Origin of the sequence: Staphylococcus sp. EZ-P03 (genome assembly GCF_003344575.1) — a bacterium.
GTDB classification, from domain to species: domain Bacteria; phylum Bacillota; class Bacilli; order Staphylococcales; family Staphylococcaceae; genus Staphylococcus; species Staphylococcus simulans_B.
The window spans coordinates 1-22,082 of sequence record NZ_QPMO01000014.1; the positions used below are offsets into that span (position 1 = coordinate 1).

25 protein-coding genes are annotated in these 22,082 nt (G+C 37.7%); 3 read left to right on the forward strand and 22 right to left on the reverse strand.

Annotation, left to right across the window (positions count from 1 at the left end; translation table 11 throughout):
* Nucleotides 1-130: 130 nt before the first annotated feature.
* The 7 genes from DVJ99_RS07540 to DVJ99_RS07570 all read right to left on the reverse strand — a co-directional run bounded on the left by DVJ99_RS07540 (nt 131) and on the right by DVJ99_RS07570 (nt 7,030).
* Nucleotides 131-508, reverse strand: coding sequence for a PaaI family thioesterase (locus tag DVJ99_RS07540; protein ID WP_114603764.1), 378 nt, complete (start codon nt 506-508; stop codon nt 131-133).
* 30 nt (nt 509-538) lie between these two features.
* Nucleotides 539-1,855 (reverse strand): Na+/H+ antiporter family protein, encoded by a 1,317-nt coding sequence (locus tag DVJ99_RS07545; protein WP_114603765.1) that lies wholly within the window; start codon nt 1,853-1,855, stop codon nt 539-541.
* 116 nt (nt 1,856-1,971) lie between these two features.
* A complete protein-coding gene (locus tag DVJ99_RS07550) occupies nt 1,972-3,165 on the reverse strand; it encodes an MFS transporter (RefSeq protein ID WP_162912155.1) in 1,194 nt (397 codons plus the stop codon).
* A gap of 125 nt (nt 3,166-3,290) precedes the next feature.
* Nucleotides 3,291-4,772, reverse strand: a complete 1,482-nt coding sequence (locus DVJ99_RS07555) for a leucyl aminopeptidase family protein (protein WP_114603767.1) — start codon at nt 4,770-4,772, stop codon at nt 3,291-3,293.
* A 120-nt stretch (nt 4,773-4,892) separates the two neighbouring features.
* On the reverse strand, nt 4,893-6,098 hold the full coding sequence (locus DVJ99_RS07560) for an NAD(P)/FAD-dependent oxidoreductase (protein WP_114603768.1): 1,206 nt from the start codon (nt 6,096-6,098) through the stop codon (nt 4,893-4,895).
* A 300-nt stretch (nt 6,099-6,398) separates the two neighbouring features.
* On the reverse strand, nt 6,399-6,758 hold the full coding sequence (locus DVJ99_RS07565) for a HesB/IscA family protein (RefSeq protein WP_114603769.1): 360 nt from the start codon (nt 6,756-6,758) through the stop codon (nt 6,399-6,401).
* Nucleotides 6,759-6,793: 35 nt separating this feature from the next.
* Nucleotides 6,794-7,030, reverse strand: a complete 237-nt coding sequence (locus DVJ99_RS07570) for a YuzB family protein (RefSeq protein ID WP_105993636.1) — start codon at nt 7,028-7,030, stop codon at nt 6,794-6,796.
* 245 nt (nt 7,031-7,275) lie between these two features.
* Here DVJ99_RS07570 and DVJ99_RS07575 point away from each other — a divergent pair, with 245 nt between their 5' ends.
* Entirely contained in the window at nt 7,276-8,340 is a 1,065-nt protein-coding gene (locus DVJ99_RS07575; RefSeq protein WP_105993635.1) for an NAD(P)/FAD-dependent oxidoreductase, read from the forward strand.
* 68 nt (nt 8,341-8,408) lie between these two features.
* Here the strand turns inward: DVJ99_RS07575 and DVJ99_RS07580 are convergent, their stop codons facing one another.
* The gene (locus DVJ99_RS07580; RefSeq protein WP_114603770.1) at nt 8,409-8,732 is read right to left on the reverse strand and encodes a YuzD family protein; all 324 of its coding nucleotides are present in this window, start codon (nt 8,730-8,732) and stop codon (nt 8,409-8,411) included.
* A gap of 92 nt (nt 8,733-8,824) precedes the next feature.
* On the opposite strand from DVJ99_RS07580, the gene DVJ99_RS07585 reads away from it, so the two are divergent.
* A complete protein-coding gene (locus DVJ99_RS07585; RefSeq protein WP_105993633.1) occupies nt 8,825-9,067 on the forward strand; it encodes a NifU family protein in 243 nt (80 codons plus the stop codon).
* 59 nt (nt 9,068-9,126) lie between these two features.
* On the opposite strand, the gene DVJ99_RS07590 is transcribed toward DVJ99_RS07585, so the two are convergent.
* The 9 genes from DVJ99_RS07590 to hepT all read right to left on the reverse strand — a co-directional run bounded on the left by DVJ99_RS07590 (nt 9,127) and on the right by hepT (nt 16,864).
* On the reverse strand, nt 9,127-9,876 hold the full coding sequence (locus tag DVJ99_RS07590) for a MerR family transcriptional regulator (protein WP_114603771.1): 750 nt from the start codon (nt 9,874-9,876) through the stop codon (nt 9,127-9,129).
* Nucleotides 9,877-10,009: 133 nt separating this feature from the next.
* Entirely contained in the window at nt 10,010-11,164 is a 1,155-nt protein-coding gene (gene dltD, locus DVJ99_RS07595) for a D-alanyl-lipoteichoic acid biosynthesis protein DltD (protein WP_114603772.1), read from the reverse strand.
* Nucleotides 11,161-11,397, reverse strand: coding sequence for a D-alanine--poly(phosphoribitol) ligase subunit 2 (gene dltC, locus DVJ99_RS07600; protein WP_002433359.1), 237 nt, complete (start codon nt 11,395-11,397; stop codon nt 11,161-11,163). The genes dltD and dltC overlap by 4 nt, the downstream gene beginning before the upstream one ends.
* 24 nt (nt 11,398-11,421) lie before the next feature.
* Nucleotides 11,422-12,636 (reverse strand): D-alanyl-lipoteichoic acid biosynthesis protein DltB, encoded by a 1,215-nt coding sequence (dltB, locus tag DVJ99_RS07605; protein WP_114603773.1) that lies wholly within the window; start codon nt 12,634-12,636, stop codon nt 11,422-11,424.
* A complete protein-coding gene (dltA, locus tag DVJ99_RS07610; protein ID WP_114603774.1) occupies nt 12,636-14,087 on the reverse strand; it encodes a D-alanine--poly(phosphoribitol) ligase subunit DltA in 1,452 nt (483 codons plus the stop codon). The genes dltB and dltA overlap by 1 nt, the downstream gene beginning before the upstream one ends.
* Nucleotides 14,088-14,103: 16 nt before the next feature.
* On the reverse strand, nt 14,104-14,256 hold the full coding sequence (locus DVJ99_RS07615) for a teichoic acid D-Ala incorporation-associated protein DltX (RefSeq protein ID WP_105993629.1): 153 nt from the start codon (nt 14,254-14,256) through the stop codon (nt 14,104-14,106).
* A 419-nt stretch (nt 14,257-14,675) separates the two neighbouring features.
* Nucleotides 14,676-15,641 (reverse strand): 2-hydroxyacid dehydrogenase, encoded by a 966-nt coding sequence (locus DVJ99_RS07620; protein ID WP_114603775.1) that lies wholly within the window; start codon nt 15,639-15,641, stop codon nt 14,676-14,678.
* A gap of 8 nt (nt 15,642-15,649) precedes the next feature.
* Nucleotides 15,650-16,429 carry a TIGR01457 family HAD-type hydrolase gene (locus tag DVJ99_RS07625; RefSeq protein WP_114603776.1) on the reverse strand — a complete coding sequence of 260 codons (780 nt, stop codon included), beginning with the start codon at nt 16,427-16,429 and terminating at the stop codon, nt 15,650-15,652.
* Nucleotides 16,430-16,864: a type VII toxin-antitoxin system HepT family RNase toxin gene (hepT, locus tag DVJ99_RS07630; RefSeq protein WP_114603777.1), complete on the reverse strand. Its 435-nt coding sequence runs from the start codon at nt 16,862-16,864 to the stop codon at nt 16,430-16,432.
* 103 nt (nt 16,865-16,967) lie between these two features.
* Here hepT and DVJ99_RS07635 point away from each other — a divergent pair, with 103 nt between their 5' ends.
* Nucleotides 16,968-17,261 carry a DUF3055 domain-containing protein gene (locus DVJ99_RS07635; protein WP_105993625.1) on the forward strand — a complete coding sequence of 98 codons (294 nt, stop codon included), beginning with the start codon at nt 16,968-16,970 and terminating at the stop codon, nt 17,259-17,261.
* Between the two features lie 41 nt (nt 17,262-17,302).
* On the opposite strand, the gene DVJ99_RS07640 is transcribed toward DVJ99_RS07635, so the two are convergent.
* From DVJ99_RS07640 to DVJ99_RS07660, 5 genes are all read right to left on the reverse strand, one after another.
* Nucleotides 17,303-17,692, reverse strand: coding sequence for a YutD family protein (locus DVJ99_RS07640; RefSeq protein WP_114603778.1), 390 nt, complete (start codon nt 17,690-17,692; stop codon nt 17,303-17,305).
* A 195-nt stretch (nt 17,693-17,887) separates the two neighbouring features.
* Nucleotides 17,888-18,820: a lipoyl synthase gene (lipA, locus tag DVJ99_RS07645; RefSeq protein WP_114603779.1), complete on the reverse strand. Its 933-nt coding sequence runs from the start codon at nt 18,818-18,820 to the stop codon at nt 17,888-17,890.
* An 82-nt stretch (nt 18,821-18,902) separates the two neighbouring features.
* Nucleotides 18,903-20,222 (reverse strand): bifunctional metallophosphatase/5'-nucleotidase, encoded by a 1,320-nt coding sequence (locus DVJ99_RS07650; protein WP_114603780.1) that lies wholly within the window; start codon nt 20,220-20,222, stop codon nt 18,903-18,905.
* Between the two features lie 15 nt (nt 20,223-20,237).
* Nucleotides 20,238-21,062: a sulfite exporter TauE/SafE family protein gene (locus DVJ99_RS07655; RefSeq protein WP_105993621.1), complete on the reverse strand. Its 825-nt coding sequence runs from the start codon at nt 21,060-21,062 to the stop codon at nt 20,238-20,240.
* Nucleotides 21,063-21,075: 13 nt separating this feature from the next.
* The gene (locus DVJ99_RS07660; protein WP_114603781.1) at nt 21,076-21,924 is read right to left on the reverse strand and encodes a DUF72 domain-containing protein; all 849 of its coding nucleotides are present in this window, start codon (nt 21,922-21,924) and stop codon (nt 21,076-21,078) included.
* Nucleotides 21,925-22,082 lie beyond the last annotated feature (158 nt).

Below are 22,082 nucleotides of genomic sequence, written 5' to 3' on the forward strand. Positions count from 1 at the left end.
TAGGCACTTTAAATTATAGAGGCAATTGCGCTTTTTGTGTATCAAAAAAGGCGGGAAGTTTTACCTTCCCACCATAAAAGATGAAGAACCTAAAAATAAGCATTCCTGAAAAAACAGGAATGCTTATTTATTATGAACGACGCGGCTTCAACATCATCGTTCCTCTCATCACACTGATGATTTGATTGTGTTCATCTACAATATTGATATTCCATACTTGCGTTGATTTTCCGCCATGGATAATTTTGGCAATCGCATAGACATAACCTTCTGTCGCTGAGCGAATATGGTTCGTATTCATTTCTAATCCTACTGGGATGACCTTATTCGTATCTACCATATGTGCAGCACCTACAGAACATGCTGTCTCTCCTAGAGCCATAGAAGCACCGCCATGGAGATAACCAAAAGGCTGTTTCACTTTATCCGTCACCGGCATTTGCACTTTCGCATATCCTTCTGAGACTTCTAAAATTTCCATTTCTAAGACTTCGAGTAAATTCGTCATTCCATCCGCTCCCCTGCATGTGTATTAACTTTATAATACCATAGCTGCAATCGTACCAAAGACCATTAACGGAATATTATAGAATAAGAAGTTCGGAATACAGGTGTCTCTGATGTGATCGTGCTGACCATCTACATTTAAACCGGCTGTCGGTCCTAATGTTGAATCGCTGGCTGGCGAACCAGAATCGCCTAATGCACCTGCTGTACCGATTAAGGCAATCAATGCCATCGTACTCATACCCATTTGTTCTCCTAATGGAATGAAAAGTGCTGCGATAATCGGAATCGTCGCAAATGATGATCCGATACCTAATGTCACGATTAATCCAATGACATACATCAAGATGATTGCGATTAATTTGTGATCGCCTGTTACAGAAGCAATACTTTCTACTAAGCCTTTCACATCGCCTGTCGCATTCATAATACCCGCAAAACCGTTGGCTGTTAAAATAACAACACCGATGTAAGCCATGATTTTAATACCTTCTGTAAACTCTCTATCTAGTTCAATCCATTTGAATGAACGAGATATGAAGAAGACCATCACACCTGCAAGCGCACCGAAAATCATAGATTCTGTAAATGTTTGTACTAAGAATGTCGCTAAGATTGCGACAATCGTTACGCCTAATACGTAAGGTTTCAATTCTTTCGGCGCATTTTCGATATTCTCTTGATCTCTATTATATTTACGAGGTTTTCTGTAATAAAACAGACCTAAAATCAAACCGACAATATAACCCATTGATGGAATCAGCAATGATTTCCATACCATATCAAATTCAATTTGGTGATGTGCTTTTGTAAAGCCTGTTTGAATGATTTGGTGATAAATTTGTCCAAATCCGTATGGGAGTAACAGATAAGGGAAACATAATCCAAATCCAATGACTAAACCGATTTGTCTTCTATCGATATTCAATTCATTAAACAAGCTGAGTAATGGTGGAATAACAATTGGAATAAATGCAATATGTACAGGAATCAAGTTCTGACTGCTCATACTTAATAGTAATAACGCGACAATTAAAATGACTTTGATTGTCGAACGAGATACTTTTGTATTCTCAGCTTTAATCATATTGATGATTTTGCCGACTAAATAATCTGTAATGCCGCTATATGAAATTAATGCCGCAAAGCCCCCAAGCAAAGCATAGCTCAGTGCGACTTCTGCACCATCTACTATATTTTCTGAAAATACTTTGATAATTTTCTCCACTGACATTCCTGCCACTAAACCGCCAACTAAACCGCTGACAAACAGACTTAATACAACATTGAGTCTGAATAAACATAAAATAATCATTAATAAAACCGCGATGACTACTGCATTTAACATTTGTGTTACTCCTTTACTACGTTATCGAACTAAAGCGTTATGTTAGTATGATAACAGTCTGCTACTTTGTTGTCAATATCACAATCCAATCTTATCTGATTTATTCTGCTCCTAAATTAAACAACGTTAAATTGATCTTTTTTAATAACCAGCGAGAACAATAGAATGGTTAAAAGGAAGTCTCTTCCTGTTATTAAAAAGACCCACCCTTGTTGGTTGTTTAATACCATACCAAAGAAAACAAAAGATAAAGGTGTCATCGATTGCGAGATAGAGTTGCATAAACCGAATACTCTGCCCTTAAACTGATCATCTATTACCTTTTGCATGAAAATCATTGTAGGGACATTGAAAATCGGCAATGAAATACCGACTAATGTCATTACTGTTAGAATCACAATAAATGAGAAAGTATTGCTTTGAATATTCAACAAATAAAGACCTAAACCAATGATAGTTAACGCCATGATGGATAATGAAATCTGCATTGAACCTTTAAGTGCTTGTTTGATTGGAAATATAGAAAGCACAATCATCATCAGCATCATCGCAAATGTAAAACTGGATTCAACGAATCCAAATTGCGGTGCAGATAGTTTCAAAGATTGAATCGAGATAATCGGCATTCCTACCGCAATACAGTTAGCTAAAAAGTTAAAAACCGTCATAAATATGATTACCGATAATATGAAACGTTTGCTTAATAGATAATGAAAGCCTTCTTTAAAATCAAACCAAAAATTTTGTTCGTTGCGTGAAAGCGTCGCCTTCAACGGTATGAAATAAATAATCACAATCGCTGAGAGTTCTGTCAAAACATTGAATAATGCTAGTTTTTCGATTGAGACAAAAGTGATCAACACCCCGCCTAAAATCGGCGCAATGATACTTATCCCCTTGCCGATGGATTGAAAAAGGGATATGAATCTTTCAATACTATCCTCTGCGATTTGCTGAATATTGGCTGAGATGATATTGCTGATGGCACCATCTGTTAGGTTTAAAATAATTCCTAAAATAAGAATATAGTAGAAAAAGGAGTGATAAATAAAGACAAATAATACTAAGCTGACAATATTAACAATTTGCGCTGCAGTAATTAAGCGTTTATTGTTCATTGTATCGGTAAATGTTCCGAATAATGGTGCACTGATTATTGTAGATAATGTCACAACCGCTAAATATATACTGAAGAAAGCAGTATTATCTGTATGTTTTAAAATGAAGAAGCTGCACGCAAAGCTGAAAATTTGCGAACCAAATGAAGCAATAACGTCGAAAATAATTAAATTAACCGCATTTTTCGGCAAATGAACCACCTGCTGACTAAAAGTTTAGTTAGCGTTTATTATAATAAAATATCAGAATATTCTCAATGTTAATTGTATAAAAAATGAGTCAAAACCATGTCTTGTTGATTTCGACTCAGAATCATTTATTTTCTTAACCAATCGATAATACTTTGAATCAAGAAACCTGTAGGGCCTTTCGGACCATTATAACTTGCTTTTGAAGTCGTTGCCGGTCCTGCAATATCAAAATGCAAGTGCGGAATCGAGTTGCTGAAATGCATAATAAATGCGGCCGCAAACAATGCTTTGCCCATGCCGTTGGTATGGTTGACTAAATCAGCAACTTCACTGTTTTTAATTAATGATTGTTCTGTTGCTGTCACTGGCAATTCATATGTCCATTCGCCATTTTGCTGTGTAATGGCTGTGATTTCATTCAACGGTGCTTCAGCGTTATTTTTAAAGACAGCTGCTTTATCAAAGCCGAGTGCCGCAATTGCAGCGCCTGTTAAGGTCGCAAAGTCTAAAATGACTTTCGGACGATGCTGTGCTGCTTGGAAGACAGCATCTCCTAACACTAAACGTCCTTCTGCATCAGTATTCAGTACTTCTACTGTTTCGCCGCTCATAGCTGTGAAGACATCATCTGGTTTCATCGCTTTGCCGTTAATCATATTTTCTGCAGAAGCAATAATACCTACAATGTTGACAGGCAATGCTAAACGATGTGCCGCTTCAATCATCCCTACAACATTCGCAGCGCCGCACATATCGAATTTCATTTCCTGCATGCCTGGTTTAGATTTAATAGAATAACCGCCTGAATCATAAGTGATACCTTTCCCTACTAAAGCAATAGGTGCCGCATTCGCATCTGTTGCGCCGTTATACGTTAATGTGATTAAACGCGGGCCGTTATCTGACCCTTTGCCTACTGCATGAATCAAACCGAAACCTTCTGCTTGCAGCGTTTGTGCATCTTTAACATCCACTTCGACAGCTGTTTCTTCAAAGTGTGCTGTGACTAAGTCCGCAAAGTATTCAGGTGTTAATATATTCGGCGGGATATTACTTAAATCTCTCGCAATTTTAATACCTTCGCCGATCACTTCTCCATCTTTGATTGCTGTAATTTCATCTGCACCTGCTTCATGCAGTCTCAAACTTAGATGGTAGGGTACTTTCTTATCGGATTTATAATTATCAAAGACATACAGTGATTTCTTGCCTTGCAGACCAAATAATTCTGCCATTTCAGTTTTTTCAATCGCTTTTGAATCGAATGTTGAAAACAAAATATCTGCGTTGTTGACATGTGCTTGTTTGAAATACTGCAGTAAGTTTCCGTAAACTTTCGCTGCTTGAATACGATCCAAGTTTTTAAGATTGCCTAACCCGACAGTAATCAATCGAACACGAATCTCTCCGCTTTCAAAGAATGTAGCACTGACTTTGCCGACTTCACTGCTGATAAGATGACGCTGTTTATATGTATCTAAAGCATCAGTTAAGTCTTCCCCTTGAATAGATACTGATCCAAGCTGATTTAAATGATCTGGCAAACCTACGACTAATGTGTCACTGGATAATTGATTTTGTTCATCAAATGTAATTTGTATTGGCATACAAATCCTCCTTCATTATAAAAAAGAGGTTGGTAACCCTGTTGTATCAACAGTTTTGCCAACCTCTTAAAGTCTATTTTTTAGCCGGCTCTTACTTATTCAGCCGAAATATGGTTAATATTAAAATTTACCTTTTTTGAATGCTAAGCCGATACCGCCGATTTTGAAGATAGAACGTGTATCGATAACTTTTTTCATGAATGCAGCTTTTTTGCCTGCGATGTTTCTGCCGTATACAACACCAATACCATCGTTAGCACCTAATGAGCAAACAGTTCCGCGGTTTACGAAGTTGAATGGCTCTTTAGGTTGACCATTTAAGATGTTTTTGATGTTTTGTGCAACGTTTTCACCTTGTTGCATAGCAATTTGTGCTGTTGTCGGTAATGGACGTTCTTCGCCTTCAGGAATGTAAGCAGAAACGTCACCGATAACGAATGTTTCTTCGTGTCCAGGTGCAGTTAAGTCTTGGTTAACTACTAAACGGCCGCGTTTAACACCGTCGAATGATTCTTCCATTAATTTGCTTCCGCGAACACCAGCAGCCCATACTGAAGTGTTAGCTTCTAATTGTTGCTCTTCGTCTCCCACTTTAACTACGAAGCCTTTTTCGTTCGCACCAACGATTGGTGTACCGATTTTGAATTCAACACCGCGTTCTTCTAAGAAGTTTACAGCGTGGTTCACTAATTCGTCGTCGAACATTGGAAGCATTTTTGGTGCAGCTTCTACACAAGTGATTTTAACTTTGTCGCGGTCTACACCATATTTATTTGATAATTCATCAACACGTTCAGTTAATTCACCTAAGAATTCGATACCAGTGAAGCCTGCGCCGCCTACTAAGAATGCAAGATCTTTAGGATCTTTTTCTTTTGAAGATGCATAGTTCGCAAATTTATCTTCGATGTGACGAGATAATTCACGTGCAGTATGGATATTTTCGATTTGGTAAGCATGTTCTAACATACCTTTGATACCGAATGTTTCACTGATAAAGCCTAAACCTACAACTAAAACGTCGTAGTTGAAACGACCATTGTTTGTTTCAACAACTTTAGCTGTCGGATCGATTTTTGTTACTTCTGCTTTAAGGAATTTTACTTTGTTTTGATCTACAACACTTTCAACCGGATAGATAATATCTTCATAGTTTACAGTACCTGCTGATGCTTCATGTAAAAGTACTGATTCATAGTGATATTCATCTCTGTTGATTAAAGTGATTTCAGCTTCGTCAGCTGGTAAAATCTTTTGTAATTTTGTAACAGTTTGCAATCCTGCATAACCTGCCCCTAAAACAAGAACTTTTTTTGTTTCAGCCATTTTATTCACCTATGCTTTCTTAAATAATTTTATTAGTATACGCTATCTTAATATATACCCCATTTGATTGAAAAAAATGCCAATTAAAGACAAATGCCATTCCTCTTAATTCTATAATTATCTAAACATTTTTTCAAGGCAATACTAAGAAAACCGCAGATAATTTCAGAATTTACTGATTGTCCGATAACACTATTATGGACATAGTTTAATCTATTTTTAAAGTAAAAACATATTTAAACCAAAAAAAGAGCTGAGGTCATATCCCCCAACTCTTCATCTCATGCTATTTGTGATGTCTTAGCAATCTTCAGGCTGGCCGGCAACTTTAGCAGTTCTGAATGAGCTGCCGCAACCGCAAGATGCAATCGCATTCGGGTTGTCGATTTGGAAACCGCCGCCCATTAATGATTGTTTAAAGTCTATTGTTGTACCTTCTAATACAGGTTTATCGTATTTATCTACTAATACTTTAAGACCATAGAATTCAATGATTTCATCATTCTCTCCAGGTGCTTCTTCAGCTGACATACCGTAAGTCAAACCTGTACAGCCGCCGCCGTTTACTTTGATTTTTAAATAACCGTCCGGCATATCATTGCTTTCTAACATACTTTTAACTTCGTATGCTGCTGCTTCTGTCATATTTACTGTAGACATATCTTATTCCTCCTTAAGAAACTACTCGTTCGAAACTAGAAAATCCAAGTTTCTTCTATATGCTTATAAATATTTTGTAATAAGTCGTCTGGCGATTCACCTTCAACAATATCACCATTCACTAATGCATACAAGCCGCTTGAACAAACCCCGCAATTTTGCAGGCATCCGTATTCTAATACGTCTACCCCTGGATCTTGTTCCAGCTGGTTATATACATAGTCTCCGCCTTTTGCCATATTTGAAATGCAAAATTCTACTATTGGATTCATAATGCACCTCTTGTTATTTTTGAGTCATACAATTATAACATACCTGGTTCAATTTCTCTTGGGTTTCGTATGAATTTTTCTCAATCGAAACATTGTTTGTATGCAACATCAAAAAAGATTATAATAAATGAAAGCATATTTTTAGAATTAACATCTAAAATGACGCTGGTTACAATTTAACATATCTTCCAGTCATCAAGCAGTGATACAGCGTTATATAAATCTTGATTAGAGGGGTTATCGGAATGAAGAATTTAGTAATGTTAGGTGGCGGTTACGGCAACATGCGTATTTTATCGCATATCTTGCCTGATGATTTACCTGAGGACTACACTATCACTTTGATTGATCGTATGCCTTATCATGGTTTGAAACCAGAATATTATGCGTTAGCAGCTGGCACAAAATCAGATAAAGATGTACGATTAAGTTTTCCGGAATCTGAGAAGCTTAACATCGTTTACGGTGAAATTTCGTCTATTGATTTAGATGAACAAATCATCTCAGTGGGTGACACAAAAGTAGATTATGATGAACTTATTATCGGACTTGGGTGCGAAGATAAGTATCATAACGTACCAGGGGCAGAAGAATACACATACAGTATCCAGACTTTATCTAAATCGCGTAAAACGTATCATACGATTAACGAATTGCCATCGGGGGCTAAAGTGGCAATTGTCGGCGCGGGTTTAAGCGGGATTGAACTTGCCAGTGAATTACGCGAGAGTCGTTCAGATTTAGACATCAAACTGTATGATCGCGGCGAACGTATTTTAGCACGTTTCCCAGAAAAATTAAGTCGCTTTATTGAAAAATGGTTCCATAAACATAATGTGACTGTCGTACCGAATTCCAATATCGACAAAGTCGAACCAGGTTATATTTACAACCACGGCGATCCTGAAGAAGTCGATATCGTAGTTTGGACTGCAGGTATTCAACCTGTTTCAGTTGTCCGCAACTTGCCGGTAGATGTCAGTAAAAACGGTGCAGTGATTATCAACCAATATCACCAAGTACCAACCTACCGCAATGTCTATGTTGTGGGTGATTGTGCCAACTTGCCGCATGCGCCGAGTGCACAATTAGCTGAAGTTCAAGGCGACCAAATTGCCGATGTCTTGAAGAAACAATGGAAAGGCGAAGCATTGCCTGACAAAATGGACGAACTTAAAGTTCAAGGTTTCCTAGGTTCATTAGGAGACAAACAAGGCTTTGCTTATGTCATGGACAGACCTTTAACAGGCCGCATTGCTTCTATCTTGAAATCGGGTGTTTTATGGTTATACAAATATCATAACGGTTAAAACAGAGGATAAGAAAAGCTCGAGCACTGATATTCAGTACTCGAGCTTTTTTAATGCCTCACACAATTTTAAGCTTGCGCAAAGTGTTCATCTATAAATCGTGTGATTTGTTTTAATTGTACATAGCCGTCTGCCACATACATATCATTCATTGTGACTAATGGATAGAACAATTCGTCATTTTCGATTTGTTCAATATACTGTTGGTCGTGATCTGTTAAATTCTCTGTATCCTTCTGGAAATCGATATATGTGTACTCAAAGTTGATATCTGGATATTTGCGCTTTAATAAAGCTTGAAGCCAGTCATACGTGTCTCTAGATGTAGGTGCGTTCACACAACTTGCACACACCACATCTGCCCCATAAACTACTACACTAACTTTAGTCATTTGGTTCCCCTCCATAGATTTTTTTCTCTAAGTCTATTATAATAAATAAACAAGCAAAAAATGAAATTATATACTTGGAAGGAGATATATCCATGCCAACTGAAAATACAACTATGTTTGATCAAGTCGCAGTGGTCATTGAACGTTTACGTCCATTCTTATTAAGAGATGGCGGAGATTGTACATTAATCGATGTAGAAGACGGTATTGTTAAGTTACAACTTCATGGCGCATGCAGTTCATGCCCAAGCTCAACTATTACACTAAAAGCAGGTATTGAACGTGCATTACTTGAAGAAGTACCTGGTGTCGTTGAAGTAGAACAAGTCTTCTAATTCATTTAAATAAATCGTCTTACGATGTAAGCACAGCCTGTAAATCCAGCTGTGCTTTTTTATTTTGTATAGATTTTAATGATATAACCTAACAAGTCTGCTGCACCTTGTTTGCCAACTAAGTCATCATAATATGCTCTGAATCGATCATCTGCAGTATAGAGCTCAGCCATAGCACGATGGTAGTCCGTATTATACTGACCGCTCATCAATTTCAACCATTGACGATGTGCATTAAATACAACTTTTGCTTCTGAATAGTTCAAGTCATCTTGTTCTAATAAATGATTCAGCTTTTCTTGAATAATTTGCTCTTGCTGTTGTGCATGTTTATATTCTAATTGCGAGAGATGACTATAGTGGTGCTCCGCCTCTTTTAATACGGATTCTCCATAACGTTCAATCACTTCTTTCCCGTATAGTTCCCGATTTTCATCTACTTTCTTTTGTTTAAAAACCTCAAACTTTTCTTTATCCGGCATAATTTTTCCCTCCTGTTCTAATTCATTTATCCAATCAATTAAAGCTTGTAACTCTTGTTGTTGCTCTAGCAACTGTACCTTTTGATCCGTTAAAAGTTGCATAGTATGCTTACCTTCTTTAAGTAATTGCTGAATCTTTGATAGTGGCATTTCTAACCGGCGCAATAACATAATCACGGACAATACATCTAAATCCTCTGACAAATAAACTCTATAATCATTCTCCTTTAACCTGCGTGCTTTGAACAAATTAATTTCATCATAATATCTTAAGGTGCGTGGACTTAAACCAGTCAATTCAGCCAATTCACTTACTGTATATTGCATGTTTCTCACCTCCTGCATACCACTATAAGGATTGACGTAACGTAAAGGTCAAGCATATCTACCCATTATTTTCAATCTGAAAATGCATAAAAAAACACAAATGATATTAACATACCATTTGTGTTTATATGCATTACTTTTCTTTCATATGATGTGCGACATGCTCATCAATATAAACCCAGCCTTTCCAGCCGATATGAACTGCATCTGTAATAACATATGGTTCATAGTCTTTATCTGTCATGTCATAAATCTTACCGCCGTTTTCAGTAACGGTTTTGTTGATTTTTTTATAAACTGGTTCACGTTTTTCAATATCTACACCAATATGATCGTACCATTTACCGTTGGCTGGGATACTGATATATTCCACATCAGCCCCTGCTTCTCGCATAGTGTCGACTAATAGTTTCAAGTCGCTGAATTCTGGTGAGTTGATATTAAATTCATAATCACGATTGATTTTACGTTTGTTCGCTTTGATTAATTTCCAATATTTATCACGGATTTTGAATTCATTGGATTGAGAATGCGCTTTGCCGTATTGCGTTGCGACATCTCTCATTTCTGACCATGAGGCCTTTTCATCTGTTACAGGTTTTACATGTTCTAACGGAACATCTTTAAAATTCGCTAAGCTTTTAATCGCTTCGATTTTTACTAATTGATTTTCTTTGAAGTTAGAAATGTAATTCCCATCCGTTTTGCCTTTATTTTCTACTGTTGTTCTTAAAAAGTCTTTGTTGTGGACGTGTTTGAATTGCAGTAAACGTTTTGCATAACGCTGTTTCAATTCATTGCTCATATTTTTTTGGTGGAACAATTGGTTAATTTGGTTTTGAGATACACGTGCATCAAAATTTTGATTTGTTAACCCATGGTTTGTAAACCATTGCGGTGAAATAATAAAAGCAAATTTCTTTCCTTTTAATTCATCATAATTCGATGCAAGCTCAATACCATTTACCAAGTCTGTATTCCCACCTGTACCAATTAAGAAAGGTTGGTGAGATGCATTATGTTTGTTTAATGCGACAGCTGGATTAAAAGGATCATCTTTTTCTAATTCGCTTGATCCGTAAATCGGATAATATTTATCATTATGATTGAACAAGCGTTCTTGAATCAAAGTACCTTTTAATACTTGGTCTGTTAAAGACATGCGGTTTTCTGCTAGTGTCTTTTGATTAACAAGACCTGTAAACCAGCTGGATGGCAGCAATACAAATATAATAAAGATTGCGCCGCTGATGAATATCGGCAAAAACGGTTTTAATTTTGAACTCATCTAAGTTCTTCTAAAGCTTCAACAATTTTATTCGGAGTCGCCCACTCATCACGATCAAAGTCCATAATAGATACTTCAATATCTAATTTGTTTTGAATTTCTAATAGTAATCCTACTGTTTGGAAAGAGTCGATAATGCCTTCTTCAAAAATCTCTACGTCTGGATTTTCTTTCACGATATCGTTCTCTGCTACTTCTGCTAATAAGTCTAATACTTGGTCTCTAAATTCCATAATATTGTTAAGTCTCCTTTATAATTAAATCAATTTGCCTGAAAAGATTAAGAATCCGAATGTGACAAAGTGGAATGTAATAATAACGCTGAGTGCGGTTGTGAACTTGTTATCAAAACGCGGCGGATGTGTTTTGCGCCATCGCTCATAATAGCCATAGCCGATAAAACCTGCCGCATGATAAAGTCCATATACAATGTAATAAATTTCTATTCCGTGCCAAATACCCATGATAAAGAAGTTTATAAAGAAAGCAACATTTGACATCGCAAATTGGCTTTTTAATAATTTCTTTTTAGACATGAAGAATAAAGATCTCATATAAATACAATCACGGAACCAAAATGATAAAGTCATGTGCCATCTGTTCCAGAAGTCTTTAATGTTCTTCGCTTTGAACGGCTGGTTGAAGTTAGGCGGCGTTTTAATACCGTAAATATAGCTGAATGCTATCGCAAACAAACTATAGCCTGCAAAATCAAAGAACAAATACATACTATAGGCATACATGTACAACCAATAATTTGTAAAGCCGTGTAAATTCGCTTGAAGCGGTGTCACACCGTATTGGTTCACAAAATACGCAATAATATATTTGTAAAGGAATCCGAGCATTATCATATGCACTGCTTTTAAAATCAAGCCGCGGTATTCATCTTTCGTCGGTACCTTTTTATCATCTTTAACAAATCGTTTGTAGCGGTCAATCGGCCCTGATGAAATAGTTGGGAAGAAAGAAATGAATTGGAAGACTTTGCCCCATTTGATTTCTTTGATTGAACCGTCTCTGATTTCCATGATTAACTGCACACTTTTGAATGTAACATAAGAGATTCCTAAGAAACCTACAAATTGAATCAGTTTATGCTCATGGAATTGAATTTGCTGACCGCCAAGCCATGTACTTGTTAAGACTTTAACAATTGCTAAAGGCAAGATGGATAAGGCCATCACGATAAAGAATTTCAAGAATGTATTCTTTTTAGGACGTGAATGGTAATACCACATAATCAGCAAGGCTTGCCATAATACATAGATAACAAAACTAATCAGCTGAATACTTAAATACTTTTGTCCGAACAAGTTGAGCTTGTCAGAAGAAAAGATAAGCACAATCATAATTGCAGTACTTATACCATTATAGATATAGCTTCGCTTACCTAAGAAACCTAAAATAATAACAGGTATAAGAATAATAAATGCAATTAGAAAGAAACTAAACGTACCATAAGGAATCATTAATTAATTTCCTCAGCAATTTTCTTACGGTCTAGTTTTCCGTTGTTCGTTAACGGCAATTGATCCATCCATACAAATTTTCTTGGAATCATGTATTCGGGTAAGCTGGATTTTAATGCTTGTTTTATATCGTGCGAAAGCTGCGCACTGTCTTCAACTGTTTGTGCCGGTACAACTGCACCGATTAATTGAGTGACTTTTCCGTTTTTATAAACCGGTACAACGACCGCTTCTCTCACTAAATCAGATTGACGCAGCACTGATTCGATTTCTTCGAGTTCCATACGATAACCGTTCATTTTGATTTGGAAGTCGATTCGTCCTTGGATGAACCAATGATGATGTTCGAATTTAGCTTTGTCTCCGGAACGATACACACGTTGTCCGTCTGTTTCGCTGAAGACTGCTTGGTTTTTCTCTTCATTTTTCAAATAGCCTGCACTGACACTATTCCCTGCAATCAGCAACTCGCCTTCTTCTGTAGTTGATAGTGTCGTACCTGGTCGTGCTTGTCCGACAGGAAGCGGATTGAAACGTTCTAGTACGGATTCTGTAATTTGTACACTTGTCACCGCTACGGTAGCTTCCGTCGGTCCGTAAGTATTGTAAATCACAGATGAAGGGAAACGCTGTGCTAATGCTTTAGCTGTACGGTGCGGCAAGATTTCTCCGCAGAAGAAAAACTCTTTCAAACTTGGATATTGTTTTTCATCTAATGTTGGTAAAAGCAGACACATTTCGATAAATGATGGTGTTGAAACCCATACATTAATCGGTGTAGCTTGCAGCATATCATTAAGCAGTTTAGGCTTCTTAATCATATCCTTATCTACTAAGTTCAAAGTTCCGCCTGTGACAAGCGATGGATAAACGGCCATTACAGACAAGTCGAATGAAAACGGTGCTTGGTTCAGCCATTCCAATCCTTCTCCGAATTGATTGAGCGATTTCATCCATTCCGCAAACTCTACTAAGCTGCCGTATTGAATTTGAACACCTTTAGGTTCGCCTGTAGAACCTGAAGTGAAAATCGTATATACGATATCTTCTGCTTTCATTCGAGGTTCAAACGCAATATTTTCAGCCTCATCCAGAGATGCTGTTGTTAATACTGTGCCTTGCTCGAATGCTAATTGATGGTTGGATACATCAAAGATAAATTCAGGCTGTGCTTTGTTGATAATCATTGCTGTACGATCATCTGGTACTGATGTGTCGATCGGCACATAGCCGCATCCCGCTTTAATACCTGCCAGCATACCCGCAATCATATAAGGCGACATATGACCATATAGTACGATGGGTGTCTTGCTGTCTTGTATCAATGATGCTAATTTGTTTGATAACTCATCCAACTGTTGATAAGTTAATGTTTCGTCTATATGTCTTACTGCTATAGTATCAGGTTGGTTTGTCGCAATACGTCTTAGTGCACTAATAATTTCTGTCATAACTATACTCCCTTAATTAGAATTCATTGTAAATAAAGTTGTTGTGTGTGTCTCCTGAGCCATATATCAGATACAATGTAATGAATATCGCTAAATAAAGAGCAGTCAATAAATATGGTTTTAATTTGTTAAAAGTTTCCGAAGTTGCTTTGGGTTCTTTTGATTTCATCTTACACCCCTCTTATCAGGTAGTTAATCTTTTTTACTTCGACTCAATCATTCCTGTCGAACGTCTTTCCCAATTCAACAAAAATATAATTCATTATAATCTTTTTCTCATGTATTTTCAATTGTATCCTTGAAAAATAAAGCATTATTTTACCGATTTCAAGCACCAACACAACTGTGTCAAACATAGCTGCATGCTTTTCATGTTTTTGCATTGATATTCATTCATGCGATTATCAATAAATTTTGAGCATTTACATTTTACTTCTATTCCTCTTGAAATACAATCTTTACTCACATAACATTATTGTAATACTTTTTACATCCCCTTAAATCATGCTTTGGACTTACACCTATTTACACAGAAAAATGCAGTTTTACCTACTGCTCATCAGTGTGTAAAACTGCATTCTCTCTTTTTTATTTATCAGTAACAGGCGTAATTGCAGGTTGTCCTTGCAACACTGATTTCACATTGTTGATTGATAACTGAATCATTCTGTCGCGTGTCACGACCGTCGCACTGCCGATATGAGGCAAGGCGATCACGTTTTTAAATTTAAGCAATGGATGATCTGCCGAAATCGGTTCATCTCTGAAAACATCAAGTCCTGCTCCGCCGATTTCGCCGTCTTCTAATGCTTGAATCAAATCTTCTTCAACGACAGTTGCTCCGCGTCCGATATTGATAAAGATTGCATCGTTGCGCATTTTTTTAAATGCTGCTGCGTTGAATTTTTCTTTAGTTTGCGGTGTTAATGGTGCTGTACAAACGACAAAGTCGCTGTTTTCAAGCAATTCATCAAATGATACATACAATACACCGAGTTCTTTTTCAGCTCTGCGGTGGCGGCTGCGGTTATGATACATCACATTAGCCTCAAAGCCTTTCAAGCGGCGGGCAAAAGCTTTGCCGATATCTCCCATACCGAAGATACCGATATTAGAGCCGTGCACATCTTTGCCTGCTAATAAATACGGTCCCCAGCTTTTCCATTCGCCGTCTTTAACATATTGTTCAGCTTCTACAATTCTGCGTGCTGTCGCAAGCATCAAAGTAAAGCCGAGTTCTGCAGTAGTCTCTGTCAAGACACCTGGTGTGTTGGTTACAGTCACACCTTTTTCTGCTGCTAAAGCAACATTGATATTGTCATAACCTACTGCCATATTGGCTACAATTTTCAAATGCGGCGCCGCTTCTAATGTTTCTTCATCTATTTTTTCGCTTAGCGTAATAAATGCTGCTTCCGCATCTTTGATTTCTTCTAAAAATCTATCGCGCGGCATCGGAACGAATTCTTCATCCCACATTTCTACATCCGCAAATTCTTTTAACTGTTGTACAAATTTGTCTGGTACTTTACGTGTCACTAACACTTTGGTCATCGTAACACCTACCCTTCTAAGTCTTTTAATACCTCATTCAAGTCTTTGAATGTGTACGTTGGTTGTGTTGGCTTCTCTGCGAGTTCTTCTTTGCTGGTTACACCTGTTTGTACATGAATCGTGTCGATCCCGGCATTAATACCTGACATGATATCTGTTTCGTATAAATCACCGACCATCGCAACGTCTTCTTTAGGTAATCGGATGACATCCATAGCCATATCCATGATAATCGGCTGCGGTTTGCCGATAAACGTCGGCTGTACTTTTGTCGACACGGAAATCACACTTGTGATCGCACCGTTGCCTGGCAAGAAGCCGCGTTCATTCGGAATTGAAATATCTTGGTTAGTCGAAATAAATTTCGCACCATTGCGCACACCAAGTGTTGCTTGTGAAAGCTTGTCGTAATTGACATGCGTATCTAAACCAACAACGACATAATCCACATGCGTGTCGTCTATAAGTGTTAAACCTTGATTCAACAGCGCTGTACGGATACCGCCTTCGCCGATTACATAAATCGACGCATGTTCGTTTTCTTTTTTAATATAGCTTGCTGTTGCTAAAGCAGAGGTAATCACTTCTTCTGGTTTCGCATCAATACCAAACTCAGCCAGTTTCTTCACAACATCCTCCGGCACCTTTGTAGAGTTGTTCGTCACATAAAGATGCGGGATGTTATTTTGATTTAGATAATCAATGAATTGTTTGGCACCGTCAATCGGATCAGCGCCTTTATACATTGTGCCATCTAAGTCAATCAGATAACCTTTGTATTGTTTCATCTATTTCTTATCTCCTTTTCCAAATGCTGTAACAGGTACATTTTCATTATTTAAGAAATTGACAACTTCATCAATGAAATTTCTGTAGTCTTCAAGCGAAGCATCAAATAACGGGATCAGATCATCTGTATCCAATTGATCATACTGATGTACAAAGCGTTTGCGTACATCTACAGTTTTATTTATACCCTGTTGTGTTTTTGCAGAAATCACTTTTTCTAATTCTAGAATATCGATCACATCTTTATAGTTTCCCGGATCTCTCAATACAAATGCATCAATCACCATGTTGCCGATATCTACTGAAGACTCTATGAGCATTTGTGCAATACGCTCAAATGCATAATGGTTCTCTTTATTTTCTGAATAATCTTCTGTTAATTTTTGTAAGTAATTCAGTTTATACGTCAATTTATCTTTATCAACAAAATACATATTCTTCATCTCCTCATCCTCTCAATCATATCACATCTTTGCAGTACAAATCATTTCTGTATATACTTGAGAAAACAACATGTACAAAGGAGTCAAAGAAATCATGATAGATATGTTTTTATACGATGATAACGAAGAAGCTGATGTACAATATGTAGGTATGGTCGGTGAAGAGAGCCGTTATGATTTAATGCTCTTTCAAACCAACCGTCATTACGGGAAAGTATTAGTCTTAAATATGCAGACGAATAAATTCGGCATCATTGGTCCGGATGATTTAGCAGAAGACGGCTATATCTCTTATATCTTAGGTGTCAGCGAAGCAGAAGGCGAAGAACTGACTGAATACTTGAAAGATGTTATCCCGAGCGGTACTTTCGACAGCGGGGAATATTAAAATAATTGTTTTAAACATACTAAAGGACAGCTGGTACTTCATCAGCTGTCCTTTTTCTTATGGTCATTCGGAAGACTCGGTGCTATTTTTACATCATGCAGCTTATCACTTTTTAGAGCGTCATCTTTATGCTGTGCATGTAATTTTTTTAATTCTCTTTCAGGTATGCGTCTTAAAATAAAATAGGCACATCCGAAATTACAGAACTCCAATAAATAGTCTTGTATTGTCGCAAAGCGTTTGCTGATTTCAACTTTTTTGTTGGAATCTTTGTAAAATCCTTTTAAGCGCAGCTGATCATAACCGAAATCGCCGACTACATAGTCATATTTATCTAATATCTCTGAATAGCGGTCCGCAAATTGTTCTTCATCAAAACAATCACGATACTCTTCTATCATTTCAAAATATTTATCTCCTGCTTTAATCATCTATGTCACCTAACAATTCTATTTTGATTGTTTCTTCTTTTTACTCAGTGTAGTACACAGTTTTAACGTGATGCATACTTTTTGCCTATGCACACGTAGGACTTATCTCACATTATACAACAAAATGGGTGTGAAACAACGAAAGAAGCGGACTGATGCAGTCCGCTTCCCCCTATTGTTATTCATTCATTTCTATTACGCTTCTGAAGTAGATTCGTTTAATTTTTCTTCACCGATACGTTGTCTTTCTTTTGCAGCTTCGTTTACTTGCTCATCTGCATGGTAAGAACTACGTACTAATGGTCCAGCTTGGCAATGTTTGAATCCTTTGTCCATTGCTACTTTTCGTAATTTGCCGAATTCTAATGGTGAATAGTATTTTTCAACTTTAAGGTGTTTGCGTGATGGTTGTAAATATTGACCGATTGTTAAGATATCAACATCTGCGGCACGCAAATCATCCATTGTTTCATGTAATTCTTCGATTGTTTCGCCTAAACCAACCATGATACTTGATTTAGTCGGAATATCTGGTTGTAATTCTTTAGAACGTTTCAAGAATTCTAGAGTACGATCATAAGTTGCACGCGCACGTACTCTTGGTGTTAAACGACGTACTGTTTCGATATTGTGGTTTAAGATATCAGGTTTTGATGCCATTAATGTTTCTAATGCATCATAGTCGCCGCCCATGTCTGACGGTAAAATTTCGATTGTCGTATATGGATTGCGTTCTCTTACTTTTCTTACAGTTTCAGCGTAAACATTTGAACCTGCATCACGTAAATCATCACGCGCAACCGCTGTGATAACAACGTGTTTTAAGTTCATCATTTCAACTGATTCTGCAACACGTTCTGGTTCACCTAAGTCTAATTCGTTCGGCAAGCCTGTTTTAACTGCACAGAAGCGGCAAGCACGTGTACAAACTGCACCTAAAATCATAAATGTAGCTGTACGGCGCTCACCCCAACATTCATGTATATTCGGACACTTTGCTTCTTCGCAAACAGTGTTTAAATTCTTTTCACGCATCATCTTTTTCAGACCAGTGTAGTTCTCGTTCGTGTTAAGCTTTATCTTCAACCAATCTGGTTTACGTAAAATTTCATCATTTTTAGTAGCCATAACAACACATACCCTCCTGTGTACTTATCTTCATACTATTATAACGAATTTATCAGAAAATGAAAACGCTATTACCTATAATTCATAATTCTAATAGTTTCTTTTTGAAAATATCTCTTAAAAACTCTGGCATCAAGTACTCTGTAGGCAGATTTTTGAACAGAGGAAAATAACGTCCGAACGTATACATATCTACTGTACCTAAAGTATAGACATGGTCATCTTCGATTTCTTTGCCTTGTACAAAGAAACGCGCTTCTGACTCGATATAGCCCATATTATACAAAATATAGCCCCCGAAAATATCTCCTCTGAATCCAAGCCCCTGTGCATGTTCATGCATATAAGCCTGCTCTTCAGCTGTTAAGATAACTTGTTTCAAATCTCTGCCTGTAATTTTGATTCTTACTAAATTAATCGGATGCGGCAGCATTTGATGAACATCAAACTCTGTCACTTTTGGCCCTTCAATACCTTTAACGACTAAACCGGCATTGATAATCGCACAATCCGCATGCGTAAATTCATACACACTTTCTGCAAGCAGATAACCGGTTTTCGTAATTACATCTGTTCTTCTCGGCAAGCTGACTGGATGATCAACGACCGGGTCGCTCATTAGTACTTTGCCTTCTTCTTTGAAGTGCGTCTCTACTTGCGGCAGTGTTTCAACAGGATGAATCACCGCTTCTTTATGTACAACTTTATGATTTTCGATTTCCAGAGTGACCTCGCCTAAAAAATGACCGTATTTTCCGGCCGCTGCCATCAGCACCCCGTTCTTCATTTCTCCGCGTTCGAAATAATGGTGCGTATGGCTGCCGAAAATTACATCGATTTGAGGCAATGCTTCGCATAATTTACGGTCAAAGAAGATACCGCAATGACTCATAACCATCAATACATCATACTGTCCTTCTTGCTTGTCGATTTCATCTTTAATCGCAGCCATCGGATCCGTTACTACCCAATCAAGCGCTCTGTAAAATGGTGTAAACGGTGCAGTTGCTGCGACAAATAAAATACGCGTACCTTCAATTTCTGTAATATAGCTCGATGTCAGATGATGCGGCAAGTTGCCCGCTTCATCAAACACGTTGCTGCAAGTCACCGCAAAATCTGCATCATGATATAAGGCGTTTAATGCTTCGTGCGAAATGGTCATGCCTTCATTATTGCCGATTGTCGCAATGTCGCAATGTGCTGCATTCAGCAGCTCAACATTCTTATGGCCAAGCGTTGCTTCTGTCACGGGTGCTGATAAATCAACATGGTCGCCGATATCGATATAAAGCGAAGGATGGTCTAATAACGGTCTGTGTTCTGCTAAATAAGCAGCAATTCGCTCATAGTCATGAAGGTGACTATGAATATCATTCGTATGATAAATCGTTAACTTCAAACTCGGACGCCTCCTCTATAGAAATGATTTGATAATAAGATATACCCCTAACAGCAGCATTACTGTTCTCAGCAATGCAACCACTGTGTTCGATTGCATAGATTGATTGAGTTTCACACCCAATTTCGCACCCAGATAACTTGAAATAACTAAGACGATTGCATAATGCCAAGCCACATGGCCTTGGAAAATATGTCCGATTGAACTCATGACACTTGAGAAGAAAATCATCATCATACTTGTACCTACTGCCACATGCGGCGGGAATCTGAATACAATCAGCATTAACGGTGTCATTAAAGCACCTCCGCCGATGCCGAATAAACCTGTTGTAATACCGATAAAGAATGTCGCAAAGAAAGCAAACACAGGCGGTACATGATAATGATAAAGTGTACCATCTTTATCTACATACGTTTTTTCATATTTTTTCTTTTCAAATACTTTAATCGGTTTAATTGCATGACGTACTAACAACAGCACAGCAACTAAAATCAGAAACAGTCCGAAATAAAGGTTGAATGAATCTAATGTTAAATAACGGCTGATAAAGGAACCGAGCAATGACCCCGGCAACAAGCCGAATAAGAAGACATAACCGTTTTTAACATCGACTTGCTTAGATTTTAAATACCCTAATGTTGAGGTTAAACCCGTCACAATTAGAATAATAGAAGAAGTTCCGATCGCAATTTGCGGTGTAATCCCATGCAGCATATCATGCTCCACTCCAAGATACACCATAGTCGGAACAATAATCAATCCGCCGCCGATTCCGACAATAGAACCGATAATTGCGGATAATGCCCCAATTAAAATGAGCAGTATAATACTCACCATATCCCATCACTTCCTAAAATAATTTCAATTGCTGCGGTGCTAGCCCTTCGTAATCAATCCCTAATATACGCTGGAATTCTTTTGCGTTGCCTGCAGCGTGACCGCCGGAGTTATTATTAAACACCACATATATGTTTTTGGCTTTGTGCTGAATAATACGTACTTTTTCAGCTAAGTCTTCCAGTTCCTTTGTTGAATAGTCGTATAAATAACGCACATCACGCCACGCTTCATCTGTCATGTCTTGTTTGGTCCAACCATGACGATTACGGCCATGATAACGTACAAATGCCGTTTCTGTCGTAATACGATTGATGAGCGGCGCTGAACCTTCGCCGACTTGCGGTTCATCTACGATCGCATGGATAAGCTGCTGCTCAGTTAAGAATTCTAATGTGTGTTCTTTCATGCCGTCTTTAAACCAAGTTTGATTTCTGAATTCAATACATACAGGGACATCTTTCAGTTGTGCTCTGACGTATCGAATATAATTAATGTTTTGTGTTTTGCAGTCAAACCATGGCGGAAATTGAACTAAGACCATCGCTAGTTTATCCGCTTCGATTAATGGCGCAATCATTAATTTAAAATCTTCAAATAAGCCTTCACGTGTGTCCGCAAAATCTTTATAGTCTGCGTGCAACGTGAGTGCTTGATGGATTTTAACGACGAATTTGAAGCGGTCTGGTGTTTCTTTAATCCATTTTCGGATATTGCGTTCAGGTTGAATCGCATAATACGATGCATCCAATTCTACCACTGGAAAATGACTCGCATACGTCTTTAATTTATCAGTTTTTCGACTTAGATCAGTATACAGGGAATCATGATCTCCCCAACCTGTCAGCCCTATCTCTATCATACTTAATCACCAGTTTCATTCTATCATATTTTAACGTACGACCTTATCTGAACGACCTTTCTCTCGAATCGAGTAGGAGAGTAATCATTAATTGAATACTCGTCCTCTCACACCACCGTGCGTACGGTTCCGTACACGGCGGTTCAATATCTTGCGTA

Excerpts from the sequence above, each read along its gene's own strand:
- DVJ99_RS07540 (WP_114603764.1), bottom strand. The coding sequence starts at position 508 with ATGACGAATTTACTCGAAGTCTTAGAAATGGAAATTTTAGAAGTCTCA.
- DVJ99_RS07545 (WP_114603765.1), bottom strand. The coding sequence starts at position 1,855 with ATGTTAAATGCAGTAGTCATCGCGGTTTTATTAATGATTATTTTATGT.
- DVJ99_RS07555 (WP_114603767.1), bottom strand. The coding sequence starts at position 4,772 with ATGCCAATACAAATTACATTTGATGAACAAAATCAATTATCCAGTGAC.
- DVJ99_RS07560 (WP_114603768.1), bottom strand. The coding sequence starts at position 6,098 with ATGGCTGAAACAAAAAAAGTTCTTGTTTTAGGGGCAGGTTATGCAGGA.
- DVJ99_RS07565 (WP_114603769.1), bottom strand. The coding sequence starts at position 6,758 with ATGTCTACAGTAAATATGACAGAAGCAGCAGCATACGAAGTTAAAAGT.
- DVJ99_RS07570 (WP_105993636.1), bottom strand. The coding sequence starts at position 7,030 with ATGAATCCAATAGTAGAATTTTGCATTTCAAATATGGCAAAAGGCGGA.
- DVJ99_RS07575 (WP_105993635.1), top strand. The coding sequence starts at position 7,276 with ATGAAGAATTTAGTAATGTTAGGTGGCGGTTACGGCAACATGCGTATT.
- DVJ99_RS07580 (WP_114603770.1), bottom strand. The coding sequence starts at position 8,732 with ATGACTAAAGTTAGTGTAGTAGTTTATGGGGCAGATGTGGTGTGTGCA.
- DVJ99_RS07585 (WP_105993633.1), top strand. The coding sequence starts at position 8,825 with ATGCCAACTGAAAATACAACTATGTTTGATCAAGTCGCAGTGGTCATT.
- DVJ99_RS07590 (WP_114603771.1), bottom strand. The coding sequence starts at position 9,876 with ATGCAATATACAGTAAGTGAATTGGCTGAATTGACTGGTTTAAGTCCA.
- dltD (WP_114603772.1), bottom strand. The coding sequence starts at position 11,164 with ATGAGTTCAAAATTAAAACCGTTTTTGCCGATATTCATCAGCGGCGCA.
- dltC (WP_002433359.1), bottom strand. The coding sequence starts at position 11,397 with ATGGAATTTAGAGACCAAGTATTAGACTTATTAGCAGAAGTAGCAGAG.
- dltB (WP_114603773.1), bottom strand. The coding sequence starts at position 12,636 with ATGATTCCTTATGGTACGTTTAGTTTCTTTCTAATTGCATTTATTATT.
- dltA (WP_114603774.1), bottom strand. The coding sequence starts at position 14,087 with ATGACAGAAATTATTAGTGCACTAAGACGTATTGCGACAAACCAACCT.
- DVJ99_RS07615 (WP_105993629.1), bottom strand. The coding sequence starts at position 14,256 with ATGAAATCAAAAGAACCCAAAGCAACTTCGGAAACTTTTAACAAATTA.
- DVJ99_RS07620 (WP_114603775.1), bottom strand. The coding sequence starts at position 15,641 with ATGACCAAAGTGTTAGTGACACGTAAAGTACCAGACAAATTTGTACAA.
- DVJ99_RS07625 (WP_114603776.1), bottom strand. The coding sequence starts at position 16,429 with ATGAAACAATACAAAGGTTATCTGATTGACTTAGATGGCACAATGTAT.
- hepT (WP_114603777.1), bottom strand. The coding sequence starts at position 16,864 with ATGTATTTTGTTGATAAAGATAAATTGACGTATAAACTGAATTACTTA.
- DVJ99_RS07635 (WP_105993625.1), top strand. The coding sequence starts at position 16,968 with ATGATAGATATGTTTTTATACGATGATAACGAAGAAGCTGATGTACAA.
- DVJ99_RS07640 (WP_114603778.1), bottom strand. The coding sequence starts at position 17,692 with ATGATTAAAGCAGGAGATAAATATTTTGAAATGATAGAAGAGTATCGT.
- lipA (WP_114603779.1), bottom strand. The coding sequence starts at position 18,820 with ATGGCTACTAAAAATGATGAAATTTTACGTAAACCAGATTGGTTGAAG.
- DVJ99_RS07655 (WP_105993621.1), bottom strand. The coding sequence starts at position 21,062 with ATGGTGAGTATTATACTGCTCATTTTAATTGGGGCATTATCCGCAATT.
- DVJ99_RS07660 (WP_114603781.1), bottom strand. The coding sequence starts at position 21,924 with ATGATAGAGATAGGGCTGACAGGTTGGGGAGATCATGATTCCCTGTAT.